The 26,016-nt window shown below is 41.3% G+C and carries 27 protein-coding genes; 26 read left to right on the top strand and 1 reads right to left on the bottom strand.

Features of this window, described 5'->3' with window-relative positions; all coding sequences use genetic code 11:
* The first annotated feature begins 22 nt into the window (after nt 1-22).
* The 19 genes from atpA to spoIID all read left to right on the top strand — a co-directional run bounded on the left by atpA (nt 23) and on the right by spoIID (nt 19,048).
* Nucleotides 23-1,531 carry a F0F1 ATP synthase subunit alpha gene (atpA, locus tag MHI18_RS10450; protein WP_340847292.1) on the top strand — a complete coding sequence of 503 codons (1,509 nt, stop codon included), beginning with the start codon at nt 23-25 and terminating at the stop codon, nt 1,529-1,531.
* A 35-nt stretch (nt 1,532-1,566) separates the two neighbouring features.
* The gene (gene atpG / locus MHI18_RS10445) at nt 1,567-2,427 is read left to right on the top strand and encodes an ATP synthase F1 subunit gamma (RefSeq protein ID WP_340847291.1); all 861 of its coding nucleotides are present in this window, start codon (nt 1,567-1,569) and stop codon (nt 2,425-2,427) included.
* Nucleotides 2,428-2,515: 88 nt separating this feature from the next.
* Nucleotides 2,516-3,913 carry a F0F1 ATP synthase subunit beta gene (gene atpD / locus MHI18_RS10440; RefSeq protein ID WP_340847290.1) on the top strand — a complete coding sequence of 466 codons (1,398 nt, stop codon included), beginning with the start codon at nt 2,516-2,518 and terminating at the stop codon, nt 3,911-3,913.
* Between the two features lie 24 nt (nt 3,914-3,937).
* Nucleotides 3,938-4,339, top strand: coding sequence for a F0F1 ATP synthase subunit epsilon (locus MHI18_RS10435; protein WP_040372842.1), 402 nt, complete (start codon nt 3,938-3,940; stop codon nt 4,337-4,339).
* Between the two features lie 233 nt (nt 4,340-4,572).
* A complete protein-coding gene (locus tag MHI18_RS10430; protein WP_340847289.1) occupies nt 4,573-4,947 on the top strand; it encodes an NADH-quinone oxidoreductase subunit A in 375 nt (124 codons plus the stop codon).
* On the top strand, nt 4,938-5,450 hold the full coding sequence (locus tag MHI18_RS10425; protein WP_340847288.1) for a NuoB/complex I 20 kDa subunit family protein: 513 nt from the start codon (nt 4,938-4,940) through the stop codon (nt 5,448-5,450). Before MHI18_RS10430 ends, MHI18_RS10425 begins: the two co-directional genes overlap by 10 nt.
* A 1-nt stretch (nt 5,451) precedes the next feature.
* Nucleotides 5,452-6,717: an NADH-quinone oxidoreductase subunit C gene (locus MHI18_RS10420; RefSeq protein ID WP_340847287.1), complete on the top strand. Its 1,266-nt coding sequence runs from the start codon at nt 5,452-5,454 to the stop codon at nt 6,715-6,717.
* A gap of 3 nt (nt 6,718-6,720) precedes the next feature.
* Complete coding sequence (locus tag MHI18_RS10415; RefSeq protein WP_340847286.1) at nt 6,721-7,821, top strand: NADH-quinone oxidoreductase subunit D; 1,101 nt, start codon at nt 6,721-6,723, stop codon at nt 7,819-7,821.
* On the top strand, nt 7,821-8,831 hold the full coding sequence (gene nuoH, locus MHI18_RS10410) for an NADH-quinone oxidoreductase subunit NuoH (protein ID WP_340847285.1): 1,011 nt from the start codon (nt 7,821-7,823) through the stop codon (nt 8,829-8,831). Before MHI18_RS10415 ends, nuoH begins: the two co-directional genes overlap by 1 nt.
* Before the next feature lie 55 nt (nt 8,832-8,886).
* Nucleotides 8,887-9,309, top strand: a complete 423-nt coding sequence (gene nuoI, locus MHI18_RS10405; RefSeq protein ID WP_340847284.1) for an NADH-quinone oxidoreductase subunit NuoI — start codon at nt 8,887-8,889, stop codon at nt 9,307-9,309.
* Entirely contained in the window at nt 9,306-9,833 is a 528-nt protein-coding gene (locus MHI18_RS10400; RefSeq protein WP_340847283.1) for an NADH-quinone oxidoreductase subunit J, read from the top strand. Before nuoI ends, MHI18_RS10400 begins: the two co-directional genes overlap by 4 nt.
* Nucleotides 9,830-10,144 (top strand): NADH-quinone oxidoreductase subunit NuoK, encoded by a 315-nt coding sequence (gene nuoK / locus MHI18_RS10395; protein ID WP_040375219.1) that lies wholly within the window; start codon nt 9,830-9,832, stop codon nt 10,142-10,144. Before MHI18_RS10400 ends, nuoK begins: the two co-directional genes overlap by 4 nt.
* A gap of 39 nt (nt 10,145-10,183) precedes the next feature.
* Nucleotides 10,184-12,052, top strand: a complete 1,869-nt coding sequence (gene nuoL, locus MHI18_RS10390; RefSeq protein ID WP_340847282.1) for an NADH-quinone oxidoreductase subunit L — start codon at nt 10,184-10,186, stop codon at nt 12,050-12,052.
* Entirely contained in the window at nt 12,049-13,563 is a 1,515-nt protein-coding gene (locus MHI18_RS10385; protein ID WP_340847281.1) for a complex I subunit 4 family protein, read from the top strand. Before nuoL ends, MHI18_RS10385 begins: the two co-directional genes overlap by 4 nt.
* A 7-nt stretch (nt 13,564-13,570) precedes the next feature.
* Nucleotides 13,571-15,088 carry an NADH-quinone oxidoreductase subunit NuoN gene (nuoN, locus tag MHI18_RS10380; RefSeq protein WP_340847280.1) on the top strand — a complete coding sequence of 506 codons (1,518 nt, stop codon included), beginning with the start codon at nt 13,571-13,573 and terminating at the stop codon, nt 15,086-15,088.
* Between the two features lie 227 nt (nt 15,089-15,315).
* Nucleotides 15,316-15,555: a DUF1146 family protein gene (locus MHI18_RS10375; RefSeq protein ID WP_040375215.1), complete on the top strand. Its 240-nt coding sequence runs from the start codon at nt 15,316-15,318 to the stop codon at nt 15,553-15,555.
* A 165-nt stretch (nt 15,556-15,720) separates the two neighbouring features.
* A complete protein-coding gene (locus tag MHI18_RS10370; protein WP_340847279.1) occupies nt 15,721-16,473 on the top strand; it encodes a YwmB family TATA-box binding protein in 753 nt (250 codons plus the stop codon).
* A 32-nt stretch (nt 16,474-16,505) separates the two neighbouring features.
* A complete protein-coding gene (murA, locus tag MHI18_RS10365; RefSeq protein WP_340847278.1) occupies nt 16,506-17,804 on the top strand; it encodes a UDP-N-acetylglucosamine 1-carboxyvinyltransferase in 1,299 nt (432 codons plus the stop codon).
* Between the two features lie 209 nt (nt 17,805-18,013).
* Nucleotides 18,014-19,048 (top strand): stage II sporulation protein D, encoded by a 1,035-nt coding sequence (spoIID, locus tag MHI18_RS10360; RefSeq protein WP_340847277.1) that lies wholly within the window; start codon nt 18,014-18,016, stop codon nt 19,046-19,048.
* Between the two features lie 50 nt (nt 19,049-19,098).
* Here spoIID and MHI18_RS10355 read toward each other — a convergent pair whose 3' ends face one another.
* Nucleotides 19,099-19,536, bottom strand: a complete 438-nt coding sequence (locus tag MHI18_RS10355; protein WP_340847276.1) for a VanZ family protein — start codon at nt 19,534-19,536, stop codon at nt 19,099-19,101.
* Nucleotides 19,537-19,744: 208 nt separating this feature from the next.
* Here MHI18_RS10355 and MHI18_RS10350 point away from each other — a divergent pair, with 208 nt between their 5' ends.
* From MHI18_RS10350 to fabZ, 7 genes are all read left to right on the top strand, one after another.
* A complete protein-coding gene (locus tag MHI18_RS10350) occupies nt 19,745-20,587 on the top strand; it encodes a M23 family metallopeptidase (RefSeq protein WP_340847275.1) in 843 nt (280 codons plus the stop codon).
* Nucleotides 20,588-21,099: 512 nt separating this feature from the next.
* Nucleotides 21,100-21,372, top strand: a complete 273-nt coding sequence (gene spoIIID / locus MHI18_RS10345) for a sporulation transcriptional regulator SpoIIID (RefSeq protein ID WP_040375209.1) — start codon at nt 21,100-21,102, stop codon at nt 21,370-21,372.
* Between the two features lie 365 nt (nt 21,373-21,737).
* Nucleotides 21,738-22,739, top strand: a complete 1,002-nt coding sequence (locus tag MHI18_RS10340; RefSeq protein ID WP_340847274.1) for a rod shape-determining protein — start codon at nt 21,738-21,740, stop codon at nt 22,737-22,739.
* 313 nt (nt 22,740-23,052) lie between these two features.
* Complete coding sequence (locus MHI18_RS10335) at nt 23,053-23,886, top strand: flagellar hook-basal body protein (protein WP_340847273.1); 834 nt, start codon at nt 23,053-23,055, stop codon at nt 23,884-23,886.
* Nucleotides 23,887-23,919: 33 nt separating this feature from the next.
* Nucleotides 23,920-24,756 (top strand): flagellar hook-basal body protein, encoded by an 837-nt coding sequence (locus MHI18_RS10330; protein ID WP_340847272.1) that lies wholly within the window; start codon nt 23,920-23,922, stop codon nt 24,754-24,756.
* Between the two features lie 65 nt (nt 24,757-24,821).
* Nucleotides 24,822-25,064, top strand: coding sequence for a DNA-directed RNA polymerase subunit beta (locus tag MHI18_RS10325; RefSeq protein WP_340847271.1), 243 nt, complete (start codon nt 24,822-24,824; stop codon nt 25,062-25,064).
* 95 nt (nt 25,065-25,159) lie between these two features.
* Nucleotides 25,160-25,591 (top strand): 3-hydroxyacyl-ACP dehydratase FabZ, encoded by a 432-nt coding sequence (gene fabZ, locus MHI18_RS10320; RefSeq protein WP_340847270.1) that lies wholly within the window; start codon nt 25,160-25,162, stop codon nt 25,589-25,591.
* Nucleotides 25,592-26,016: the final 425 nt, after the last annotated feature.

Below are 26,016 nucleotides of genomic sequence, written 5' to 3'. Positions count from 1 at the left end.
TCACAAGACAGGGGTGAAGTTCATGAGCATCAAAGCTGAAGAAATCAGTGCGCTGATTAAAAAGCAGATTGAAAACTATCAGTCGGAAATTAATGTAAGTGATGTAGGTACAGTTATCACTGTAGGTGATGGTATCGCACGCGTACATGGTTTAGATAATGTTATGTCTGGTGAGCTTGTTGAATTCGCAAATGGATCGATGGGTCTTTCCCAAAACCTTGAAGAGAACAACGTAGGTGTTGTTATCCTTGGACCATTCCGTGATATTCAAGAAGGCAGTGAAGTACGCCGTACAGGACAAATTATGAGAGTACCAGTAGGGGACGAGCTAATCGGCCGCGTTGTTAACCCGCTTGGACAACCGTTGGATGGCTTAGGCCCAATCGCAACGACTCAAACACGTCCAATTGAAAGCCCAGCAACAGGCGTAATGGACCGTAAATCAGTTCATGAACCATTGCAAACGGGTATTAAAGCGATCGATGCTCTTGTGCCAATCGGCCGTGGGCAGCGTGAGTTAATTATCGGTGACCGTCAAACAGGTAAAACATCTGTTGCGATCGATACAATCCTTAACCAAGCAGACCAAAACATGATCTGTATCTATGTAGCTATTGGACAAAAAGAATCAACTGTTCGTGGAACTGTTGAAACTCTTCGTAAAAATGGTGCACTAGATTACACAATCGTTGTTTCTGCATCTGCATCACAACCAGCACCATTATTATACCTAGCTCCTTATGCTGGTGTAAGTATGGCTGAACACTTCATGTTCGAAGGCAAACATGTGTTGATCGTGTATGATGATCTTTCAAAACAAGCATCGGCATACCGTGAATTGTCCTTGCTGCTTCGCCGTCCACCAGGTCGTGAAGCGTTCCCAGGGGATGTATTCTATCTTCACTCCCGTTTACTGGAACGTGCAGCTAAATTGAATGATACATTGGGTGCAGGCTCAATTACAGCACTTCCGTTCGTTGAAACACAAGCTGGAGATATCTCTGCTTATATTCCAACAAACGTAATTTCTATTACTGACGGCCAGATTTTCCTTCAATCTGACTTATTCTTCTCAGGTGTACGTCCAGCGATTAACGCCGGTCTTTCCGTATCACGTGTAGGTGGATCAGCACAGATTAAAGCAATGAAAAAAGTTGCCGGTACACTACGTCTTGACCTTGCTGCATACCGTGAGCTTGAAGCATTCTCACAATTCGGTTCAGATCTTGATAAAGCAACTCAAGCAAAACTTAACCGTGGAGCACGGACTGTTGAGGTTCTTAAACAAGACCTAAACAAACCGATTAAAGTTGAAAAACAAGTTATGATTCTTTATGCATTAACAAAAGGATTCTTAGATGATATTCCGGTACAAGATATTCTTCGCTTTGAAGAAGAGTACTTTGTATTCTTAGATCGTTCACATCCGGGATTATTAGATCATATTCGTACGACTAGCAATCTTCCTGAAGATGATGCGATCGTTGCTGCGATTAACGAATTCAAAAAGAACTTCGTTATCTCTGAATAATTTGGTCTAAATAATTTTAAGGGTGGTGAGAATCAATGGCCTCTTTACGCGATATAAAATCTCGTATTACATCAACGAAAAAAACTAGCCAGATTACCAAAGCTATGCAAATGGTATCTGCTTCTAAAATGAACCGCGCTGAAGCAAATGCAAAAGCGTATGGTCCTTATATGAATAAGATTCAAGAAGTTGTTGCAAGTATTGCCGGCGGCAGTGCGGATGCAGCTCATCCAATGCTAGTATCACGCCCAGTAAAGAAAACCGGTTACCTTGTTATTACATCGGATCGCGGTTTGGCTGGTGCGTATAACAGCAGCGTGTTACGTCACGTTTTAAAAACGATCCAAGCACGTCACAAATCTGCTGACGAGTATATCATTATCGCAATCGGAAGAGTCGGCCGCGACTTCTTCATCAACCGTAAAATGAATGTTGAGCTTGATGTAGTTGGCGTACCGGATCAACCTAATTTCGCTGATATCAGTAATCTTACTAAGTCTGCAGTGGACATGTTCCAAAATGGACTTTGTGATGAACTGTATATGTACTATAACCATTATGTCAGTGCGATATTGCAAGAAGTAACTGAAAAGAAAATTCTTCCTTTGGCAGACGTCAAAGCTGCATCTGGTAAATTGACTTCGTATGAGTTTGAACCGAATGCGGAAGAAATCTTGGAAGTATTACTTCCTCAATATGCAGAAAGCTTAATCTTTGGTGCATTATTAGATGGTAAAGCCAGTGAGCACTCCGCTCGTATGACTGCCATGAAGAATGCCACAGATAACGCTGCTGAATTAATTGATTCACTATCTCTTCAATATAACCGTGCAAGGCAAGCAGCCATCACTCAGGAAATTACTGAGATTGTCGGCGGAGCTGCGGCACTAGAATAGTAAATAATGAGAACGGAAAAGTGTTGATGACTTGCTTTCCGTTCCGATCTTTAAAAAAGTCATCATAAGTATGCAAGGAGGGAAAACGATGAATATAGGACGCGTTACCCAAGTTATGGGTCCAGTAGTTGACGTGAAATTTGAAGACGGACAGCTTCCTAAGATCTATAATGCGCTAAAAATTGAAAAAACAGCGTCTGGCACTCCATTAACATTAGAAGTTGCCCTTCAGCTAGGTGATAATACTGTTCGTACAGTAGCTATGTCTTCAACAGACGGTTTAACTCGTGGTGCAGAGACACTTGATACAGGAGCACCAATTTCTGTACCAGTAGGTGAAGTAACACTAGGACGTGTTTTCAACGTATTAGGCGAAAACATTGACCTTGCTGAGCCGCTTCCTGCAACAGTTCGTAGAGACCCGATTCACAGACAAGCACCTACTTTCGATCAATTAACGACAGAAGTGCAAATTCTTGAAACAGGTATTAAAGTAGTTGACCTGCTTGCACCATACATCAAAGGCGGTAAAATCGGTCTTTTCGGTGGTGCGGGTGTTGGTAAAACTGTTTTAATCCAGGAACTTATTAATAACATCGCTCAAGGACATGGTGGTATTTCTGTATTCGCAGGCGTTGGAGAACGTACGCGTGAAGGAAATGACCTTTTCTATGAAATGACTGATTCAGGTGTTATTAAGAAAACAGCAATGGTATTCGGTCAAATGAACGAGCCGCCTGGTGCACGTATGCGTGTAGCTCTTAGTGGTTTGACAATGGCTGAGTATTTCCGTGATGAACAAGGACAAGACGTTCTTTTCTTCATCGATAACATTTTCCGTTTCACACAAGCAGGTTCTGAGGTTTCTGCCCTTCTAGGCCGTATGCCTTCAGCTGTTGGTTACCAACCAACACTTGCTACAGAAATGGGTCAGCTGCAAGAGCGTATCACATCAACAACTCAAGGTTCAGTTACATCTATTCAAGCAATTTATGTACCTGCGGATGATTACACAGATCCGGCTCCAGCTACAACATTTGCCCACTTGGATGCAACAACTAACCTTGAACGTAAACTTTCTGAAATGGGTATCTACCCAGCGGTTGATCCATTGGCATCTTCTTCACGTGCACTAAGCCCTGAAATTGTTGGCCCTGAGCATTATGAAGTTGCACGTCAAGTTCAATCCACACTTCAAAAGTATAAAGAACTTCAAGATATTATAGCTATCCTTGGTATGGATGAATTAAACGAAGATGAGAAGCTTATCGTTTCTCGTGCTCGTAAAATCCAGAACTTCCTATCTCAAAACTTCCACGTGGCTGAGCAATTCACTGGTCAAAAGGGATCGTATGTACCTGTTAAAGAAACTGTTAAAGGTTTCCGTGAAATTCTTGACGGTAAATACGATGAACTTCCAGAAGATGCTTTCCGTTTAGTAGGAAGAATTGAAGATGTTATCGAAAAAGCCAAACAAATGGCGTAATAATGGGACCAAGGAGGGTATGAAATGAAGACGATAAAAGTCAGTGTTGTTACTCCCGATGGCCCAGTATATGATGCAGATGTTGAAATGGTAAGCACAAAGGCAAAAAGCGGTGAACTGGGAATTATGGCTGGCCATGTTCCCATGGTCGCTCCTCTTGATATCGCAGCTGTCCGCCTGAAACATTCAGGCCATACAGATTATATTGCTGTAAGTGGAGGCTTCCTTGAAGTCCGTCCTGATGTGGTAACTATTCTTGCGTTATCTGCAGAAAAAGCTGAAAGTATCGACCTTGGCCGCGCTCAAACCGCCAAAGCTCGTGCGGAAAAATGGCTAGAGGACCAACAAAATAGTACTGACACGAAAAGAGCACAACTTGCTTTAAGACGTGCGATCAATCGTATCAATACTGCAGAACATAAATAAGAAAACACTCCTCTTAACAGAGGAGTGTTTTTTTATCTTTAATAAAAGTTATTGTAAGTTATAATGTAATCGCTTACACCTTATCAAGTAGTCTGATTCTATGTATAACAGCATACATATGATATGGACGACCGTCTTTGATTCATACAAAAGAATCAGTCTGTTTTTTAAAGCAGGAAATCAACGTTTAATCCAGAATATGTAAAGATATATGTTTGCTGAGGAGGACTGTTATGGAAGGACTATACAGTTACCAGAATAGTTATCTATTTGTATTTGTATTTCTTGTAATCGGTCTCATGCTTCCGGTCGTCGCACTATTTATGGGAAAGCTATTACGCCCAGATAAGCCAAATGTCATAAAGGCCTCAACCTATGAAAGCGGAATTGAGCCAATACATGATTCAAGAGTACAATTTAATGTGAGGTATTACTTATTTGGTTTACTTTTCGTCATCTTTGATGTTGAGACTGTATTTTTGTATCCTTGGGCAGTGGCCTATGAAAAACTTGGAATATTTTCGTTAATCGAGATGATGATTTTTGTTATCATGCTGGGCATTGGTCTAGCTTATGCTTGGAAAAAGAAGGTGTTGAAATGGACATGAATCTTGAGAAAATACCACCAGAAGAAATGGCAGAGCTGCAAAGAAGTGTATTCTTAGCAACACTCGAACAGGTAAAGGGCTGGGCAAGGAGCAATTCTTTATGGCCAATGACCTTTGGCTTGGCCTGTTGTGCAATTGAAATGATGGGGGTAGGTGCCTCTCATTACGATTTGGACCGGTTTGGTTCCATCTTTCGAGCCTCACCAAGGCAATCAGATGTTATGATCGTTTCCGGAACTGTGACGAAAAAAATGGCTCCAATATTAAAGCGCTTATATGATCAAATGCCTGAACCTAAATGGGTTATTGCGATGGGTTCTTGTGCGACAGCAGGCGGCCCATACATCCACTCCTATTCAGTCGTCAAAGGTGTCGATCAGATTGTCCCTGTGGATGTCTATATACCGGGGTGTCCGCCAAATCCCGCTGCGCTTATTTACGGGATACATAAGCTCAAAGAAAAAATCCGCTATGAGGCAAAGACAGGAAAGAGGGTGATTTAATATGACGAATGACAAAGATCTTGCACAAGCAAAAAAAGAGGCCGCAGCAAAAGCCAAGGCGGCAGCACTGGCCCGAATGAAGCCAAAAGAAGAAGAGAAGGCGGGTGCTGAAGCGAGTGAAGAGCTGAGTTTAGAAGAACAAAAAGCGGCAGCCGCAGCAAAAGCCAAGGCGGCAGCACTGGCCCGAATGAAGGCAAAAGAAGAAGAGACGGCGGGTGCTGAAGCGAGTGAAGAGCTGAGTTTAGAAGAACAAAAAGCGGCAGCCGCAGCAAAAGCTAAGGCCGCAGCACTGGCCCGAAAGAAGGCAAAAGAAGAGGAGAAGGCGGGTGCTGAAGCGAGTGAAGAGCTGAGTTTAGAAGAACGAAAAGCGGCAGCCGCAGCAAAAGCGAAGGCCGCAGCGTTAGCCCGAAAGAAGGCAAAAGAAGAGGAGAAAGCGGGTGCTGAAGCGAGTGAAGAGCTGAGTTTAGAAGAACGAAAAGCGGCAGCCGCAGCAAAAGCCAAGGCCGCAGCACTGGCCCGAAAGAAGACAAAAGAAGAAGAGAAGGCGGGTGCTGAAGCGAGTGAAGAGCTGAGTTTAGAAGAAAGAAAAGCAGAAGCCGTAGAAAAGGCCAAGGCCGCAGCGTTAGCCCGAAAGAAAGCGAAAGAAAGTTCTTCTGACATGGAAGATACCGAGGATGCAGCAAAGAAAAAAGCCGTTGCTGCTGCAAAAGCTAAGGCGGCAGCCGCAGCCCGAGTCAAAGCAAAAGAAGTCAGTACGGGTATCGAGCCCACCCCAGAAGCTTCACCATCGATTAATCAGCCTCTATTAGATAAATATATTGCAATCATCTCACAAAATATCGGCAGGGATGCTCTAGAAGATTCCTATATTAACAAATTATCAAAGGACGTTCCTACCTTAGTTGCAAAGCCTAGTACATACCTAAAAATTGCTCAATATCTGAAATTCAATGAAAATTTACGGTTTGATTATTTGTCGGAGCTGCATGGGACCGATTTTGAAACGCATATGGAGGTGTATGTTCATTTGTACTCTCATAAGCATCACCATCCGGTTGCTTTAAAGGTGAAGTTGAGCCGTACGGAACCCATGATTCCGTCAATCGTGCATCTCTGGCAGGGGGCAAATTGGCCGGAGTGTGAAACCTATGACTTGCTGGGAATTATATTCGAGGGTCATCCGGATTTGAAGCGTATCATGCTTGGTGAACATTGGATAGGCCACCCGCTCCGTAAAGATTATGAACCGTATGACGTGGAGGTATAACCTATGATACGGATAGAAGAAATGCTATTAAATGTCGGTCCTCAGCACCCAAGTACACATGGGGTATTTCGGCTTGTTATTAAAATAGATGGAGAAATTATTAAGGAAGCAACACCGGTGATAGGGTATCTTCATAGAGGAACGGAGAAACTCGCGGAAAATTTACAGTATACTCAAATTATTCCTTATACCGATAGGATGGATTATCTGGCCGCCATGACGAATAATTATGTTCTTTGTCATGCGGTGGAAACGATGATGGATCTTAAGATACCTGATCGTGCTGAATATTTACGTGTCCTTTCTATGGAACTCGGGCGTGTATCCAGTCACTTAGTCTGGTGGGGAACCTTCTTGCTGGACCTGGGTGCAACCAGTCCATTTTTGTATGCTTTCCGTGAGCGGGAAATGATTATTAATCTGTTGAATGAACTATCCGGCGCACGGCTGACTTTTAATTATATGAGAGTAGGCGGTGTAAAGTGGGATGCGCCTGAGGGGTGGATTGAAAAAGTCCGTGATTTTGTTCCATATATGCGGGAACAACTCAAGGGATATCATCAGCTCGTCACCGGAAATGAAATATTTATGAATCGGGTAAAAGGAATCGGCGCCTATACAAAGGAAGACGCCCTTAATTATTCATTAAGCGGAGCTAACTTAAGGTGTACAGGTGTGAAATGGGATTTACGTAAAGACGAACCCTATTCAATTTATGACCGGTTTGATTTTGATGTCCCTGTCCGTGAAAGCGGTGATGCTTGGGCAAGGTATCATTGCCGGATTGAAGAAATAGAAGAATCCTTAAAAATAATCGAACAATGTGTGGAACAATTTCCAAGCGATGGTCCGATTATGGCCAAAGTGCCGAAAATTGTTAAGGTGCCAAAAGGGGAAGGCTTTGTGAGAATTGAGTCTCCTCGTGGGGAAATTGGCTGTTATATCGCGAGTGAAGGAAAAAAAGAACCCTACCGTTTAAAATTTAGAAGGCCATCCTTTTATAATCTGCAAATCCTCCCGAAACTTTTACAAGGAGAGAATATGGCCAATCTTGTGACTATATTAGGGGCGATTGATATCGTCTTGGGAGAGGTGGATGGATAGTGATTCAAGACTTGCTGCAATCAGAACCGAGCCTCCTCAATGCAACGATTTTTCTTTTACTTGCGGTCTTGTTTTTATTTGTTGTTCTGGGCTTTGTCACGTATGCCATTCTTTCAGAAAGAAAAGTGATGGGGCTGATGCAGATGCGTATTGGACCCAATCAGCTTGGCGGGAGATGGGGGTTGCTTCAGACAGTAGCAGATGTGTTAAAGCTCTTGCTGAAGGAAGATACGATTCCAAAGCTTGCTGACCGTCCGCTTTTTGTTATTGCGCCTATTCTGGCTTTTGCTCCGTCATTTATGGTGTTAGCGGTCTTACCGTTAACGGATAAGCTGCAGTTTGCAGATATTGGTGTGGGTCTGTTGTATTATGTTGCGATTTCGGGGATTACGACTGTAGGGATCGTAACTGCTGGCTGGGCTTCTAATAATAAATATGCCCTAATCGGCGGAATGCGTGCCGCGGCCCAGATGATTTCATATGAAATTCCACTTGTGATGTCCCTCGTTGGTGTGGTGTTACTAACGGGAAGCCTCAACCTCAATGAGATTGTTGCGGCTCAAGAAAATGTTTGGTTCATTGTTCTGCAGCCAGTCGCCTTTTTAATTTTCATCATTGCGTCGGTAGCTGAATTGAATCGTGTACCGTTTGATTTGCCAGAAGCGGAGTCTGAACTGGTAGCAGGCTATTTTGTTGAGTACTCAGGTTTCCGCTGGGCGATGTTTATGTTAAGTGAATATGTCTATATGTTTGCTATGGCCTCCCTGACCACTGTATTATTTTTAGGAGGCTGGAATTCTCTTCCGTTCCTGGGCTTTATTCCAGCAGCTGTTTGGTTCGCCCTTAAGTTCAGCGTGGTTGTTTTTCTATTAATCTGGATAAGAATTACCCTGCCGCGGTTACGATCAGATCAGCTGATGGAGTTTGGTTGGAAGGTGCTTCTGCCTATAGCACTTGCGAATATTATGGTAACTGCTATATTAAAAGAGTTGTTTCCCAATATATTCTGAGAAGAGAAACTGGATATATAAAAAATCGCCAAAAAGAAAAGCGAGGGATTAGCATATGATTGGTTTAGCAAAAGGATTGGCTTATACGCTGAAAAATTTAACGCGAAAAAAAGTGACCTATGCTTACCCGAATGAACCGCTGCCGCTTCCTGATCGTTTTCGAGGCATCCAGAAGTTCTATCCAGAAAAATGTATTGTTTGCAATCAATGCGTGACCATATGTCCAACAGATTGCATTCAATTGACAGGAATTAAGCATCCCGACCCTTCTAAGAAGGGTAAAAAAGTTATTGATACGTACGATATTAATTTTGAAATCTGTATCTTGTGTGATCTTTGTACGGAAGTGTGTCCGACCGAAGCCATTGTTATGACCAATAATTTTGAACTGGCAGAGTATAGTCGGGATGAATTATTTAAAAACTTGGAGTGGCTCGATGAAAATGATGAAAATATTCGGAAGGTGAATAAGGTATGACTTTTTCTGGCGAGATTCTCGCATTTATCATTCTTGCGCTAGCTGCCATACTTGGTGGTGTTTTATTGTTAAACCTGACTAAAGTCGTTCATATGGTGGTTGCATTAGTCTTATCATTTCTTAGCATTGCCGGAATCTTTATTCTGCTTTCAGCTGAATTTGTCGCTGTTGTGCAGGTTTTAATTTATTCAGGAGCAATTACGATTATCATGCTGTTCGGGATCATGTTAACTAAGCATAATGAATCAGAAACAAGTACGAAAAAGACCCGTTTGAAACATGGGGTGCTGCTGCTTGCCATAGCAGGCTTTGCTTATGCTGTGTATATAGGAATCTACAACCTCGATATAGCGAGTCAGGAAAGTACCTTACATGAAAATAATACTGAGCAAATTGGAGTGGAACTTTTTTCAAAACAAGTCATTCCATTTGAACTTGCCTCAGTGGTGTTGCTCGTGGCACTTGTTGGAGCAATAACATTGGCAAAGAAACCGGATGATGAAGAAGAGGGGGGAAGCCAATGACGGAGGTACCTCTATCTGCCTACCTAGTTCTTGCACTTGTTCTATTTTGTATCGGTCTATATGGTGCGTTAACAAAACGTAATACGGTCATTGTATTAATTTCAATTGAACTCATGCTTAATGCAGCAAATATCAATTTTGTTGCCTTTAGTCGGCTGGGCGTTACACCGTCGATAACTGGACAGGTTTTTTCTTTATTTTCGATTACCATAGCAGCTGCAGAAGCGGCAGTAGGATTGGCCATTTTGATGGCTTTATATCGCAGAAAGAAAACCGTGAATATTGACGAAATGGATACGTTGAAGCATTAGTTATGGTTAACAGGTCTATGAAAGGGGGCATACATACCGATGATGGAGAATGCATGGCTTATACCGTTAATTCCACTGTTTTCTAGTGTAATTCTGCTTTTATTCGGCAAACAGCTGAGAGAGTCAGCGGCCTATATCGGGATTGTGGCGGTACTCGTATCCTTTATCTGTTCAGTGATTGTTTTAGTTGAGCGATTAGATGCACCCACTTATAAACAGGAAGTAGTCTGGCTTGTTACGGGTGATGTGAACATAACGGCAGGCTTTGAAGTGACAGCACTGAATACGTTGATGCTGGTTATGGTTTCGCTGGTCAGCTGTCTCGTACAAATCTATTCAAAGGGGTATATGGAAGGGGAAAAGCGTTTTTCCGTTTTTTATACGTACCTTGGGTTCTTTACCTTTGCCATGCTTGGACTTGTCCTTTCACCAAATTTATTGCAGCTCTATTTCTTCTGGGAGCTTGTGGGTCTAGGGTCGTTTTTATTGATAGGCTTTTATTTTTATAAAAAGGAAGCCAAAGAAGCAGCTAAAAAGGCCTTTATTATGACTAGAATCGGAGATCTCGGTTTATTCATTGCGATTATCCTTTTATTTTGGAAAACGGGCAGTTTTGATTTTCAAAAAATCTTTAGCAGCATTGGAGCTGGAGAAATATCAGGAGGAATGTTGACACTTATTGCGCTGTTACTTTTTGCAGGAGCTGTCGGGAAATCAGGTCAATTTCCCCTTCATTCATGGCTCCCTGATGCAATGGAAGGTCCAACGCCAGTCTCTGCGTTAATTCACGCGGCGACAATGGTTGCGGCAGGTGTATATTTAGTTGCAGTAACGTTTCCAATCTTTTCAGCGAGTTCGGCGGCTATGGAGACAGTAGCGGTGATAGGCGGATTCACAGCCATTTTTGCTGCATCTATTGCCATCGTTCAAAAAGATATTAAACGGATTCTCGCGTATTCAACAATCAGTCAACTTGGATATATGATGCTTGCTTTAGGGACTGCAGGGTATACGGCTGGAATCTTTCATTTACTCACACACGCTTTCTTTAAAGCTTTGCTGTTCTTGGCAGCGGGCAGTATTATTCATGCTATACATACACAGGATATTTATAAAATGGGCGGGTTATGGAAAAAAATGCGGCTGACAAGTCCCTTATTTCTAATTGGTGCTCTGTCGATTTCAGGTGTGCCGCTTTTATCAGGGTTTTTTAGTAAAGATGAAATTCTCGTATCGGCTTGGGTCAATGGAAATTATCTTTTATTCTGGATTGCGATGATTACAGCCTTTTTAACTTCATTTTATGTCTTCAGGCTCTTTTTCCTTATCTTTACGGGCAAGCCTAAGACGGAAGTTGTAGTTAAGGAATCACCGTTTTCCATGGTGCTGCCGATGGGCATTCTAGGCATTTTGGCTGTCTGCTCAGGATATATCCAGACTCCTTGGTTTGGAAGTTATTTAGGGGATTTTCTGGTTAAGGGTAACGAATTTCTCCTTGTCCCTGCTCATTCAGAAGGACCTGCATGGATTATGGCGGCTGCAGCAGTCTTTTCTCTTTCGGGCATCCTGCTAGCCTATTTAATCTATGTGAAGCAGACCATCTCTCGAAACTTTCTTATTAAAGAAGGATCGTTTATCAATACCACTCTTATCAATAAGTACTTTATCGACGAGACGTATTACTTTACAGTTGGAAAAACCGTGAAGGGACTGGCCCTTTTCTGTTCATACATCGAACGCTTTGTTATAAGCGGATTCGAGTGGGCAGTAACGGGAACCATCCGTAGTCTCGGTTCAACTGGGGCTAGACTTCAATCAGGTCAAGTACAAGTATATAGTGTGGCGGCTTTTGCAGGTTTAGCTGTCTTAGTCATTATTTATGCACTGACAGGAGGGTTTATTAGATGACATTCCTGCTCTCAGTTCTTGTTTTTTCACCTATTTTAGGCATCCTGCTGCTTCTACTCACATCCAAACAACATGAAAGTAACCTGAAGATGTTTGGCTTTATTGGCACAGTGCCACCTCTGTTGGTATCCTTGATTCTTTATCAATACTATGCAAGCGGAGCTTCTCTAGCTGATTTTACGATAAAGAATAATTGGATACGATTTGCAAATCTTTCACAGTATGATGCGAAATTATTTACAGTTGATTATGAACTGTCCATTGACGGCTTTTCGCTTGTGTTAGTGTTGATGACAGCTTTGCTTTCATCACTTGCTGCGTTCGCCTCACGCAGCATTAAGAAAGAATGGAAGGGGTATTTTATCCTTCTTCTGTTTCTAGAAATAGGAATGCTTGGAGTATTTACGGCTCAAAACTTGGTGCTCTTTTTCCTCTTTTTTGAACTCACCTTGGTCTCGGCCTTCTTTTTAGTCGGTAAATGGGGGTTTGCAGAAAAAGAAAAAGCGGCGTATAGCTTTTTAATCTATAACGGCATTGGTTCAGCTATTCTCCTACTAGTGATTATGATTCTATTCGCACGTGCGGGAACCACGAATATTCAAGCGCTGACACATATTATTACCATTGGCGGGGTGCCGACTATTGCTCCTATCTCCGCATCCATGAAATATGCCCTCTTAGTCGGATTAGTGGCAGCTTTTGCTATTAAACTGCCAATCTTTCCAATGCACCGCTGGATGGTTATGGTACATGTTGAAGCCCCAACCCCAATCGTGATGCTTCATGCTGGTGTGCTGTTAAAAATAGGGGCTTACGGAATGATCCGCTTCGGAATGGGAATCTTCCCAGAGCAATTCAAATCTGTTGCTTTTTACTTAGCGGTGCTTGGTGTAATCAACTTTCTATATGGAGCGTTTATGGCGTTCATTCAGACAGACTTCAAACGGGTATTAGCGTACTCTTCCATTTCGCATATGGGAGTCGTGTTAATTGGGCTTGGCTCATTACAAGCAGCTGGGATCCAGGGAGCTGTCTTTCAGGTAGTATCTCACGGATTAATTGCTGCCCTATTATTTTACTTGGTGGGAATAATCCAGGAAAAGACTGACACATCATTCATTCCAGATCTCGGAGGCTTAGCTAAAAACATGCCTCGATTATCGGGCTGGCTTCTTGCAGGCTCATTTGCTTCCCTTGGTTTGCCGGGAATGTCCGGGTTTGTCAGTGAGTTTTTGGCTTTCTTAGGATTATTTAAATCCGAACCATGGCTTGCAGCAATTGGGGCAGTTGGTATCGTTATGACAGCTGTTTACATGCTCCGAGCCGTGATGGGCATAACCTTTGGCAAAGAAAATGAAAAACATGAACATCTTACAGATCTTAATGCGCTGCAGCAAATCCCAGCAGGTATCCTCCTGCTTCTGATTATTAGTATTGGGGTATATCCATCTCTTCTCGGAGAGCCGCTGCAGCGTACACTCGATGCAATCATGATCGGGATAGGGAGGTGATGGGAAAATGGATCTTCAAACTATGCTGAATTATCACTGGGAAGCAATGATACCCGAGTTTATCATTCTTGGTACAGCTGTGTTACTAACGCTTTTAGATTTATTTTGGCCGCCATATATCAGGCGAAGAATGCTTGCTTGGATTGGGCTAATTGGAATTCTCCTATCCTTACTGTCCTTGCTAGTGATATTGCCGGTAGAAGTCGTCAGTATTCTCGATGATTCATTTAGACTGGATTCTTTTGCAAAAGCCTTTAAACTACTTTTACTTGTAGGTGCAGCGTTTGTGATGCTGCTAGCTGAGAGTTATGAACCTAAAGAGGGGATGAAGGAACAACGCGGAGAATTTTATTATTTGTTTCTTACCGCCTTACTTGGTGCCATGATTATGACGTCGAGTGGAGACTTGATTACACTGTTCATCGGTTTGGAACTTTTGTCAATTTCCTCTTATATATTAGCAGGAATACGAAAACATCATACGGCTTCTAATGAAGCGGCAATGAAGTATGTAATCAGCGGAGGTATTTCAACAGCGATTACGTTGTTTGGGATGAGCTATCTTTACGGGTTGACTGGATCTACAAATCTTACGGCGATGAGTATGATTATGAAGGAAACCGTAGATACCCAATTTCTTTACTTATTCGGGCTCGCCTTTTTCATGGTCCTTGTTGGTCTGTCTTTCAAAATTGCTTCTGCACCCTTTCATATGTGGGCACCAGATGTCTATCAGGGTGCACCGATACCTGTCACCGCATTTTTAAGTGTAGTGTCTAAAACGGCTGGGTTCGCTATTATTCTCCGAATCTTGCTCACTTTGTATAGAGATGTATGGGGGGATGCGGTCGGTGCGTTCAGCTTTTTTGAGAGTAATTCCATTTATATTGCCTTTTTGGCAGGCATCACGATGATTATTGGAAATGTTGTTGCCCTAAGACAGCGAAACCTAAAACGACTTTTTGCTTATTCGAGTATTGCCCACGCAGGCTATTTATTGGTAGCATTTGCGACATTAGGCAGCCAATATTTCTTATTTGACACGTTTTGGTTTTATTTACTCGCTTATTTGTTTATGAATCTAGGGGCTTTTGCAGTTATTCAAGTGGTCTCGGGGAATACAGAGCAAGAGGAGACCGACATGCTGTCTGGTTTATATCAGCGCTCCCCGTGGCTGGCTGTGGCAATGGGGATCTCTATTCTAAGTCTGGCTGGTATACCTGGTACGGCAGGGTTTATTGCCAAAGTATCTATTTTCCTTGGAGCTTTTGCCATGGATCCAGGTTTTTATGTACTCGCCGCAATTATGGCTGGAACAACAGTCATTTCATACATCTATTACTTTGGCATTCTAGTACAGCTGTTTCTCCGGACGCCGAATATACAAACAAAACCCAAAGTACCTGCAGGGATAAACATTCTATTAGCTGTCTGTGTTGTAATGACCATTATATTCGGTCTTGCACCGAATATAGCCTTCGATTTTTTACACCAGCAGTTTGGTGATTTCATTGATTTTCAATAATAAAGACGAAACCTACAGACAAGATGCTGTAGGTTTTTTTGTGAATATAGAGCTGAAAAGGAAAGAAATAAAAATAGGAGAATCTGTATTTTGTATGTTCGATCTTCGTGGTGTATAGTGGGAAGAGTGGGTAAAGAGATAATTCTGAAGAATTTTCCTTTTTTATTCCAAATTCACATGAGTAATGTGATAGAATGATAATCGGGTGTCTTTTTAGGAGGGATTTAATGTTTTCAGTTCTGGGACAACAGGCCTTGATTGGAATTACTGCACACCTTTTTTTCATTGCCATTACCTGGTGGGCACTTCAAGCCTTGAATTTTGATAAATTGTTAAGATCAAATTCAGTGCTGAAGGCAAGAGTTCTTTATATCCTGCTAACCATTGCCATTGGATCAACTGTCAGCAACTTCTTTCTGGATTACCTAGGCTTTTCAAATCAGCTACCGTTTTTGTATAGCAACTAAGAACGTATTTATTTTTTCTCATTGCTTGTGAAGAAAGTAACGTAAATGTCTAATTTTAGAAAAAAACGTTCATGAGTATCAAATTTTGTCAGTAACTGACGATAAGTACTAAGTATGCCCTCCCACTCTATGGAAAAACTAGAGATAAGGAGAGGGGCAATAAACATGTCTAGTAATATAAAAAAAATGTTTTCATACATAGTGATACTTGGTTTGATAGCAATGTTGTTTGGGAATAGTACGATTATGGCCAAGGATAAAACGGACATAGTTACAATGACTGAATTGATTGAGAAAGAAGAAAATCTCACTATTGAGTCGTGGTCAGTCTATGCTAGGGAGAGAACGTTAAGTATTAAAGACCAGCATAGTTTTGAAAGTGAAGTGAAAAAGCTCAAAGCTGAATTCCCTTTATTTATCTGGAAGCAAGAGAACAACGCCCGTGGTTGGAAGGCGATTGGAACATATACGAATGCTGAAACGAACAACAAAGAAAGCATTAATTTGATGTCTACCCGCGAAAATAACCAAATGGTTACGTATATCATATATGAGGTTAAGGGCAGTCACTGGAATCATGAAGCCAAATCTTTTTTTACAACTACATTCGAAAAAAGAACAGATGACATATTTCGTGAAAAACCGCTAATTTTTTCTTGTATTCAAGGGACAATCAGTGATACTATGGATACGGTTTTAACCTCAGAGATGACAAGGCTGTTAGGTGTATTTAAGGGGAAAACAATCGAAAGCATGAAGGAACCAAATTTCATATCAGTTTCAGGACAAACCAACTTGTTTGAACAATACCTGGAAAAAAAACATCACATGAATTTGCAACTTGCCTTGAGAACAGAAGGGTTGAGTGGAAAGACTACATTTGTAGTCGGCACACCAATCGTAACGTTTGAATATTAATATAGAGAAAATGGACGCGGAGGGGAATACTTTTGGAAAATATCATCGTCCGCGGCGGAAAAAGGCTTAGCGGTACAGTTAAAGTAGAGGGAGCAAAAAACGCCGTTTTGCCGGTTATCGCTGCAACATTATTAGCAAGTGACGGGAAAAGTATCATTAAAGACGTGCCGACGCTTTCCGATGTATATACAATAAATGAAGTACTGCGCAATCTTAATGCAGAGGTTGCCTTTCAAAATAATCAAGTTACTGTAGATGCATCTAAAGATTTATTAGACGAAGCACCGTTTGAATATGTAAGTAAAATGCGTGCCTCAGTACTAGTAATGGGATCTTTATTGGCTAGAAATGGCCGCGCTCGTGTAGCACTACCTGGAGGGTGTGCAATCGGTTCACGTCCTATTGATCAGCATTTGAAGGGCTTTGAAGCAATGGGAGCCCGCGTTAAAGTTGGAAATGGGTTTATCGATGCAGAAGTAGACGGACGTTTGAAGGGTGCAAGAGTGTATCTTGACTTCCCAAGCGTTGGAGCTACTGAAAACATTATGATGGCAGCAACACTTGCTGAAGGAACAACAGTCCTTGAAAACGTTGCGAAGGAACCTGAGATTGTCGATCTTGCTAATTTCCTAAATAAAATGGGTGCAAGAGTAACAGGCGCAGGAACTGGAACAATTAAAATTGAAGGGGTTAAACAGTTATTTGGAACAGAGCATGCGATTATTCCTGACCGTATTGAAGCCGGCACCTTTATGGTCGCAGCTGCAATAACAAAGGGAAATGTTCTTGTTCAAGGTGCTATCCCTGAACACCTAAGCTCGTTAATTGCCAAAATGGAAGAAATGGGCGTAGAAATTCATGAAGAAGAAGATGGTCTGCGCATCATCGGGAAAGATAACCTAAAAGCGGTTGATATTAAAACGATGCCGCATCCAGGTTTCCCAACTGATATGCAATCACAAATGATGGCCCTGTTATTACGCGCTAAGGGAACAAGTATGATTACTGAAACTGTTTTCGAAAATCGTTTCATGCATGTGGAAGAATTCCGCCGCATGAACGCTGAAGTGAAAATTGAAGGGCGTTCTGTTATTTTGAGCGGCCCATCTAACACTCAGGGAGCAGAAGTTTCTGCTACCGATCTTCGTGCAGCAGCTGCGTTAATTCTAAATGGTTTAGTAGCTGATGGAATCACGCGTGTGACTGAATTGAAGCATCTTGACCGTGGATACGTTAATTTCCATGGTAAATTAGCTGCTCTTGGTGCAGAAATTGAACGTGTAAACGTTGAATCACCTGCAGAAAAAACAATTGCTGATATGAACGCATAAGATAATTTACTAGTTTACAAAAGACCAGCTCACTCATGTGAGCTGGTCTTTTCTGTTTACAGACATATTTATACGGCCTGCCCCATATAGTTGTAGTGGATAGAAAAACGTCTCTTGGCCAGAAACCATTTGTATTAGGAGGGAAGAACGAATTGTTTGGTCAAGAACTACGTAAATCACTACAGGTTGTATAGGGAGGCATATGGATATTGAAAGCATTTAAACCGATGGTCAATCTATTTTTAGTAGTAGCGTTTGTAGTTATCATCATCCCAGCCGTACTTGTACTTCCCTTTTCATCAGATACTTCAGACGGAAAACTAGCGGAGAATTTAAATGAACAGAAAAACGGTGAAAAGAAAGCCAAGAAAGTCGATTCAGCACCGGAGATTGATGTGGCTGTCTATCGATCTTCTATTGAAGAGATTCAAGAGATTCCACTAGAAACCTATTTGGTAGGGGTAGTTTCAGCTGAGATGCCCATAAAATTTGAATTAGAGGCATTAAAGGCACAAGCCTTAGCGGCAAGGACATACATTGTGAATCAACTGGTCAGCGGGAACCGATTAGGGGTGCCTAAGGGAGCAGACGTAACAGATACTGTTCTGCATCAAGTATACAAGGACGAAGCTGAACTAAAGAAAAACTGGGGAACGAATTATTCAAGAAACCTCAAAAAAGTAAAAAACGCAGTCAAACAAACTGAAAGCCAAGTATTAACCTATAATGGCAAACCGATAACGGCTACCTTCTTTTCTACAAGCAATGGTTACACAGAGAACTCAGAAGATTATTGGAGCAGTCCGTATCCCTATTTAAAAAGTGTCTCGAGTCCTTGGGATAAAGAATCACCAGAGTTTCATCATAAAACAGTTATTCCTCTCGCTAACTTTGAAAACAAGCTAGGCGTTAAGCTGCCAACAGGAGAGACAGTCGGATCGGTGAAGAGTCGAACAGCAGGAAAACGGGTAGCAAGCGTTGAAATCGGAGGAAAAAAACTGACTGGGCAGCAAATTAGAGAAAAATTAGGTTTATCCTCTACGGATTTCACCTGGGAACGTAAGGGTAATCAAATTGTTATATCTACGAAAGGCTATGGCCATGGAGTCGGAATGAGTCAGTATGGAGCAAACGGTATGGCTGAAGAAGGCAAAAACTACAAAGAGATTGTTCAATACTATTATCAGGGTGTTAAGATCCAATCATCCGCCACTATGCTCAATACAGTCACGGCGAAAAAATAAGGATCAGTATCGAAAAGACCCTCCACGCGAGTATGTGGAGGGTCTTTTCTTTATACGTCCCGCTGTTTTTTAGGCAAAATTCTTTCAATAACCGTTAAAAAGCCTCTATGGTGCTTAAAGTAATGATATTGAATGTGGAAATAAACGGCCAATACACCGACAATGTCCTTTATTGCGTCTATGAGGGTGGCTGAGCGCGCGGGAACAAAGGATTGATGGAGTTCATCAGTAATCCCGTAAAGCCCTGCAATAATCGCTGCTGTTAGACTGGCAGCGGCTGTGAGCTTATGATTAGCCGCAAGAGCCACGACAAATAATACATAAAGGATGGCAAATTCGATTAGATGAAGAGCTTCTTTGATGAACCGGTCTGTAGCAGAGGATGGCAAATCAAGAATTAAATCATCAGGGTTGCTGGACATATACCAAATAAGCGCCATATAAATAAATGGAATAATCGAAAGAACAATACGTAAGAATGCTTTCATTTTAAAAAACTTCCTTTAAGGGTCAGATTAACAATAGTTTATCAGGAAAAAGCAGAAATGGGAATTTCTCTTTTTGCATAAAAAAACCACTGGTAAAATGTTCTATGCATAAATTCAGACAAGAAAACAAAAAATAAATCTAAAAAAAAGTATGAGGCAGGTATATAATCTCTTGAATCTGTTCACAATGATTGCAGAGGTGATTTAAATGAGAGAGGAAGAAAAGAATACTTCTCAAAAATCTAGATTCCAACGAATACTAAAAAAACGTTGGACAATGCCAGCTATTTATCTTGCAAGTGCCGCTATTATTTTGTCTGCTGTGCTTTGGTATCAAAATAGCGATAATCAAACTGCAGAAAATGGGAAAGACAAAGAAACGGCAGAAACGGCTAAGGACTTCAATCAGCCTTCCGTTGAGGTAAACAGCAAACTTGAATCTATTAAGATGCCAGTAGCCGACGCTTCAGCCACGGTCATTAAGAAAAACTTCTATGATAAAAATGCTGACAAAGCAGAACAAGAAGCAGCACTCGTTTATTACAACAATAGATATGAGCCGAATAAAGGGATCGATGTAGCTGCAAGAGACAACAAAGCTTTTGACGTTGTTGCTTCCATCAGTGGTGAAGTAACAAAAGTTGAAGACGATTCCTTAAATGGAAATCTTGTTGAAGTGGAACATGAAGATGGTGTGGTGACTCGATATCAATCCATTCAAGATATCGAAGTGAAAGTTGGAGAAAAAGTGAAGCAAGGTGAAAAACTTGCGGTTGCTGGACAAAGTCTAATTAATGAAGACGCTGGCGTTCATGTACACTTTGAAATCCGCAAAGACGGGGTAGCTGTTAATCCAATTGATTTTATGGATAAACAACCAACAAGCATTCCTTCTGACACTAAAGCCGAAAGCAATGACAGTGACAAAGGTGCTGTACCCGCAGATGAAAATCCGGAATTAGAAAAAGGGACAGATATCCCTGATTCAGAAAAATCCGATGAACCAACAAACCAAGATGAAGAAGATACAACTGGTAACCAAGATAATTAAAATAGATCAAAACGAACATGTATCCCGCATGTGCAACAACTGAGAGAAGGAATCTGTCCGGTTTTAGGACAGGTTCCTTTTTTTTGTTTCAGTAACTCTACACACAAATATGGTCTAAATGGAACAACTGTTCAAATAGACTAAAGAAAGGAGGATCGTGACCCTTATTTGGGCTATAAGTGAGATGTATCTTTTTTTGCTAATAGTTTACAAATTTCTCGGGAAATAGTTGAAATTATGTCGAATGACTCTTTGAAAAGATAGAACCGATAAATTTAGTTTTATAAGACCTTGTCCTTATTGCCCAAATCGTGCATATATCGTTAACCAAGCTAATAAACTGAAACAAACCCGTACATTGAGAGTGTTTGAGGTGAGGAATCGTTTAATACAATTGATAAATCCAGTTGAAGTGTACGTTATTGATAATTATTGAGGCAGCGATTGTTTTTATAGTCGGAAGCGAATCTCATTTCACACTTCTCACATCCAATTTGGGGAGGTCGAGTGGTGTGCACGATTACATCAAAGAAAGAACTATCAAGATTGGTAAGTATATCGTGGAAACAAGGAAGACGGTTCGCGTTATCGCGAAAGAGTTTGGGGTATCGAAAAGTACGGTTCATAAAGATCTGACAGAAAGGCTGCCTGAAATTAATCCCGAGCTGGCCACATTGGTAAAAGATATTCTTGATTATCATAAATCGATTCGTCATTTACGGGGCGGGGAAGCGACTAAGCTGAAATATAAGCGTTCAGATCGAGAAGAAGAAATTGTAAAGTGAGGCGGTGAAAGACTGAAGAGAATAAACTATGTCAAAGAAAAACCGGAACAGGCAAAGTGATTTCTTTTATGTGGTATCTTTAAATGGGAACGCTTAGAAAAAAGTGTTACTCTCTAAAGAGACTACATTAGGAATTTACAGCCGACACCGGTTTTTTGTTTTTCATACACATTATTGGACGATTTAGGAAAGACTCATCAATAGATGAGTATACAACAATCCCAACAAACTAGAAAATATATAAAAAAATGACAATTTTCGCCGTTTTTTTAGATTCCTACTTCTTCTAGACTATACGGTGTGATAAAATAATTAATTAGGACAGAAGTTGGTTTTTTTATGAGGATTCAAGGAGGATTTATAAAATGTTTGCTAGAGATATTGGAATAGATCTTGGAACAGCGAATGTTCTGATACATGTTAAAGGTAAAGGAATTGTGTTGAATGAACCGTCTGTAGTGGCGATTGATAAGAATACAAATCGTGTTCTAGCGGTAGGAGAAGAAGCCCGCAAAATGGTAGGACGTACACCTGGAAACATTGTGGCTATCCGACCTTTGAAGGATGGAGTTATTGCAGATTTTGATGTAACGGAATCAATGTTAAAACATTTCATTAATAAATTGAATGTAAAGGGTTTCCTATCAAAACCAAGAATTCTAATTTGCTGCCCGACAAATATTACATCTGTTGAGCAAAAAGCAATTAAAGAAGCTGCTGAAAAGAGCGGTGGTAAGAAAATATTCCTTGAAGAAGAGCCTAAAGTCGCAGCAATCGGCGCTGGAATGGACATCTTCCAGCCAAGCGGGAATATGGTTGTTGATATTGGTGGAGGAACAACGGATATTGCTGTACTTTCCATGGGTGATATCGTTACCTCATCTTCAATAAAAATGGCTGGAGACAAGTTTGATAATGAAATACTGAACTATGTCAAACGCAAATACAAGCTGTTAATCGGTGAGCGTACTTCAGAGAATATCAAAATTCAAGTGGCAACTGTTTTTCCAGGTTCCCGTAATGAAGAAATTGATATTCGCGGACGTGACATGGTGTCCGGACTTCCTAGAACAATCACGATTAACTCTGTCGAAATCGAAGAAGCACTACGTGAGCAAATAGCTGTCATTGTGCAAGCTGCTAAGAGTGTGCTTGAACGGACTCCTCCTGAACTTTCCGCAGATATTATAGACCGCGGTGTCATTTTAACAGGCGGTGGAGCATTGCTGCACGGGATTGATTTACTGCTGGCTGAAGAATTAAAAGTTCCTGTACTTGTTGCAGAAAATCCAATGGACTGTGTAGCAATTGGAACAGGTATTATGCTTGATAATATGGACAAGCTGCCTAGACATAAATTCGGATAATATACGATTGCACAAGGGTCCTTACGGATTCATTAGTCATCCAACACCTTCCTTGGTGAGGATCCGCTGATGGATCCAGGGCCCTGTTTGACTAGAATTCACTTTCAGCATAATTCCTTTACCATTAACTTTCTTTCCTTACGATGTCTGTCCTGTTTAGAGAAAACATCTATTCATATTTCTTTTGTTTCGATAAACTTCATCTGCTAACTGCCGATATGTATAGTAGAGAAAAAAAGAATCGGAAAAGAGTGTGTTCAAGTTACGATTCCATACCAGAGGAAATTTGGTCTAAGAAAAAGGAGTGAATAGGATGTTAAGAGGGTTCTACACTGCAGCTTCGGGAATGCTAGCGCAGCAGCGCCAAACTGAAATGCTGACAAATAACCTGGCTAATGCAAACACTACCGGGTTTAAAGCAGATCAGTCAAGTATACGATCTTTTCCTGAAATGCTTTTGCAGCGGATGGAAAGCAAAAATATACCAACAGATAACTCCTTACAATTACCGGTTAGTAAAAATGTCGGATCAATAAGTACAGGGGTGTATGTTCAGGACGTTACGCCGTTATTCTCACAAGGTGATGTTCAGGAAACTGAATTGAAAACAGATATCGCTCTGATTAACGGAACGATGCCTGCTGACGCAAACGGTAAGATGGGAACGGTCATGTTCGTTGTAGAAAACAGCAACGGTGAAATGCGTTATACGCGTAATGGTAATTTTACTCTTGATGGAACAGGGTATTTAACCACGTCTGAAGGAAATTACGTATTGAATCAAAATAATGAGCGTATCCAACTGAATAGTGATGACTTCACCATTAATCAAGACGGCACCATATCGGAGAACAATCAAGCAGTTGCCCGTTTAGGCGTTGCATTTGCTGAGAACCCTGATTCACTTGTTAAAGAAGGAGGCGGCTTATTCCGGGCTGCTGATGCCGAATTAACGGATGCATATAATGAGGCAGAAGTTTCTTTTACACTCAATCAAGGTGTCCTTGAGGGCTCGAATGTAGATGAATCACAGACGATGACTGAACTGATGGCTGCGTATCGTTCATTTGAAGCAAATCAAAAGATGCTTCAAGCTTATGACCGCAGCATGGATAAAGCAGTCAATGAAGTTGGTAAGCTAGGCTGATCACCAACACCGTAAGGAAAAAGGAGAATGGCAATGAATCGTATGATGATTACAGCAACGAACACACTAGGCCAGCTTCAACATAAGTTGGATAGTATCGGCAATAATATCGCGAATGTTGATACAACAGGATTTAAGCGAAGCGAAACCAGCTTCAATGATTTGCTCGTTCAACAGTTCAATAATATGGGGGATACAGCTTCTGAAATAGGCAGACTGACGCCGAACGGAATCCGCCAAGGCAATGGTGCTAAATTGGGTCAGGCGCAGCAGGTGCTGACACAAGGCGCGTTAAAGTCAACGAACCGTGATTTAGATATGGCATTTACGAAGCCCGATTTGTTTTTCACGGTACGTACCGAGGATGAAAAAGGGATAAGTACTGCCTATACAAGAGATGGTGCTTTTTATCTGACACCCACTGGGAATACGGATGAAATGATGCTTGTTACCGGTGATGGAAATGCAGTATTAGATGAATATCAAGATCCAATTATCATTAGCGGCAGCCTTAAGAACCTTGTTATTTCAAAAAGTGGCCAGCTGTCTGCTGCTAAAGATGATGGCAGTGTTCAGACCTTTAATCTAGGCGTTGTCTCGATAAAGAAACCACAATTCATGGAAAAAACCAGTGGAAACTTATTGAGTTTTCCAAATGATTTAAACGTTCAAGAAGCCGAAGTTTTCGACACGCTGAATGGCGGTCTGCGTGAAGAGATTACTCTTACACAAGGCTCACTCGAAAATTCGAATGTTGATCTTTCGAAAGAAATGACTGATTTAATAAATGTTCAGCGCCAGTATCAATTTCAATCGAGGGCAATTTCAATGGCTGACCAAATGTCTGGCTTGGTAAATGGAATTCGGTAACTGATTTCGAACTAAACCAAATTGATTAAAAGGAGCTAGTGCCAATCAGTATGGAAGAAAAAACAATGACCCGAGAAACATATAAAAAAGAGCTAGAAGCTCAAAAAGAAACGAGACCAAATAGGCGTATAAGAATCAGAATGCTGCCGATTTGGCTGAGGGTTTTGATTGTCGTACTTTTAATAGTATTAGCCGTTACATTAGGAGCTATGTTTGGATATGGAGTAATGGGCGGCGGGGACGCTATGGAGATTTTCGATAAATCAACCTGGACTCATATTCTCGATCTTGTCAATAAAGAGGAATAGTGATGTGAGTAATTCTCAAGGACGTATGCCTTTTTTGAATGTCAGTCTCTTTCATGGTATTCTGAAAGTGAAGAACTGACTGAGGAGGGATTTTTATGCTTGATATTATGGAAATAAAGGAAATTATACAGCATCGTTACCCATTTTTATTAGTTGATCGAATACTAGAAGTTGAAGATGGAAAAAGAGCAGTAGGCATCAAGAATGTGTCAGCTAACGAACCATTTTTCAATGGACACTTTCCAAGTTACCCAGTCATGCCGGGTGTACTAATCGTTGAAGCGTTAGCTCAAGTTGGAGCAGTAGCTATGCTCCGTCAAGAAGAATACAAGGGACGTCTAGCCTTCTTCGCTGGGATCGATAACTGCCGTTTTAAAAGACAAGTTGTGCCAGGTGATCAGCTTCGTTTAGAAGTAGAAATTACTCGAATCCGCGGTTCAGTAGGGAAAGGCAAAGCCATAGCTACAGTAGACGGCGAGGTTGCCTGTGAAACAGAAATTATGTTTGCATTTGGCGATAAAGAATAAAATACATAGTAGAAAAAGACAAGCTGTGAAGCTTGTCTCAGTTTGTAGCCAAAAGAGGTACGGAATGGTTCATTCCGTACCTCTTTTGGCATTTTTCATGGAATTTCCCCCGATTTGAATGGATCTCCTCCTGAAAGCTCTTGGGTAGCACCTGTTTCCATTTAAAAAGAACGTTAATTGGAAGTGTTGGCGTGAAGACTCCTGCGGGCTACTGCCCCGCCCGCGGAAAGCAAAACATCTGGAATGGAATCAACAGCCGCAATCTGTGAAGCTTGTCTTCTTTTTGTGCTAATAGCGGATAATCTGTACTAAAAGGGAAAAAATAAGCGAAACGACTTCACCATTGTTCTACAGAAATTGGCTAAAATAACCGTATTAATTGCTGCAAGATAATGAGAATTTCGGGCAAACTAGCTTCAGACCCA

It is taken from the genome of Peribacillus sp. FSL H8-0477 (genome assembly GCF_038002765.1).
Lineage (GTDB): Bacteria > Bacillota > Bacilli > Bacillales > DSM-1321 > Peribacillus.
Note: the sequence above shows the minus strand (reverse complement) of the source record. Positions and strands in the feature narration are given on the sequence as shown.

Coding starts and splice junctions, on each gene's coding strand:
- MHI18_RS10385 (WP_340847281.1), top strand. CDS start 12,049: ATGACATTCCTGCTCTCAGTTCTTGTTTTTTCACCTATTTTAGGCATC.
- nuoK (WP_040375219.1), top strand. CDS start 9,830: ATGACGGAGGTACCTCTATCTGCCTACCTAGTTCTTGCACTTGTTCTA.
- MHI18_RS10415 (WP_340847286.1), top strand. CDS start 6,721: ATGATACGGATAGAAGAAATGCTATTAAATGTCGGTCCTCAGCACCCA.
- MHI18_RS10375 (WP_040375215.1), top strand. CDS start 15,316: ATGTTTTCAGTTCTGGGACAACAGGCCTTGATTGGAATTACTGCACAC.
- MHI18_RS10425 (WP_340847288.1), top strand. CDS start 4,938: ATGGACATGAATCTTGAGAAAATACCACCAGAAGAAATGGCAGAGCTG.
- nuoN (WP_340847280.1), top strand. CDS start 13,571: ATGGATCTTCAAACTATGCTGAATTATCACTGGGAAGCAATGATACCC.
- MHI18_RS10355 (WP_340847276.1), bottom strand. CDS start 19,536: ATGAAAGCATTCTTACGTATTGTTCTTTCGATTATTCCATTTATTTAT.
- nuoL (WP_340847282.1), top strand. CDS start 10,184: ATGATGGAGAATGCATGGCTTATACCGTTAATTCCACTGTTTTCTAGT.
- MHI18_RS10430 (WP_340847289.1), top strand. CDS start 4,573: ATGGAAGGACTATACAGTTACCAGAATAGTTATCTATTTGTATTTGTA.
- atpA (WP_340847292.1), top strand. CDS start 23: ATGAGCATCAAAGCTGAAGAAATCAGTGCGCTGATTAAAAAGCAGATT.
- MHI18_RS10400 (WP_340847283.1), top strand. CDS start 9,306: ATGACTTTTTCTGGCGAGATTCTCGCATTTATCATTCTTGCGCTAGCT.
- MHI18_RS10350 (WP_340847275.1), top strand. CDS start 19,745: ATGAGAGAGGAAGAAAAGAATACTTCTCAAAAATCTAGATTCCAACGA.
- atpG (WP_340847291.1), top strand. CDS start 1,567: ATGGCCTCTTTACGCGATATAAAATCTCGTATTACATCAACGAAAAAA.
- nuoI (WP_340847284.1), top strand. CDS start 8,887: ATGATTGGTTTAGCAAAAGGATTGGCTTATACGCTGAAAAATTTAACG.
- fabZ (WP_340847270.1), top strand. CDS start 25,160: ATGCTTGATATTATGGAAATAAAGGAAATTATACAGCATCGTTACCCA.
- MHI18_RS10370 (WP_340847279.1), top strand. CDS start 15,721: ATGTCTAGTAATATAAAAAAAATGTTTTCATACATAGTGATACTTGGT.
- MHI18_RS10335 (WP_340847273.1), top strand. CDS start 23,053: ATGTTAAGAGGGTTCTACACTGCAGCTTCGGGAATGCTAGCGCAGCAG.
- MHI18_RS10420 (WP_340847287.1), top strand. CDS start 5,452: ATGACGAATGACAAAGATCTTGCACAAGCAAAAAAAGAGGCCGCAGCA.
- MHI18_RS10340 (WP_340847274.1), top strand. CDS start 21,738: ATGTTTGCTAGAGATATTGGAATAGATCTTGGAACAGCGAATGTTCTG.
- MHI18_RS10435 (WP_040372842.1), top strand. CDS start 3,938: ATGAAGACGATAAAAGTCAGTGTTGTTACTCCCGATGGCCCAGTATAT.
- MHI18_RS10330 (WP_340847272.1), top strand. CDS start 23,920: ATGAATCGTATGATGATTACAGCAACGAACACACTAGGCCAGCTTCAA.
- atpD (WP_340847290.1), top strand. CDS start 2,516: ATGAATATAGGACGCGTTACCCAAGTTATGGGTCCAGTAGTTGACGTG.
- MHI18_RS10325 (WP_340847271.1), top strand. CDS start 24,822: ATGACCCGAGAAACATATAAAAAAGAGCTAGAAGCTCAAAAAGAAACG.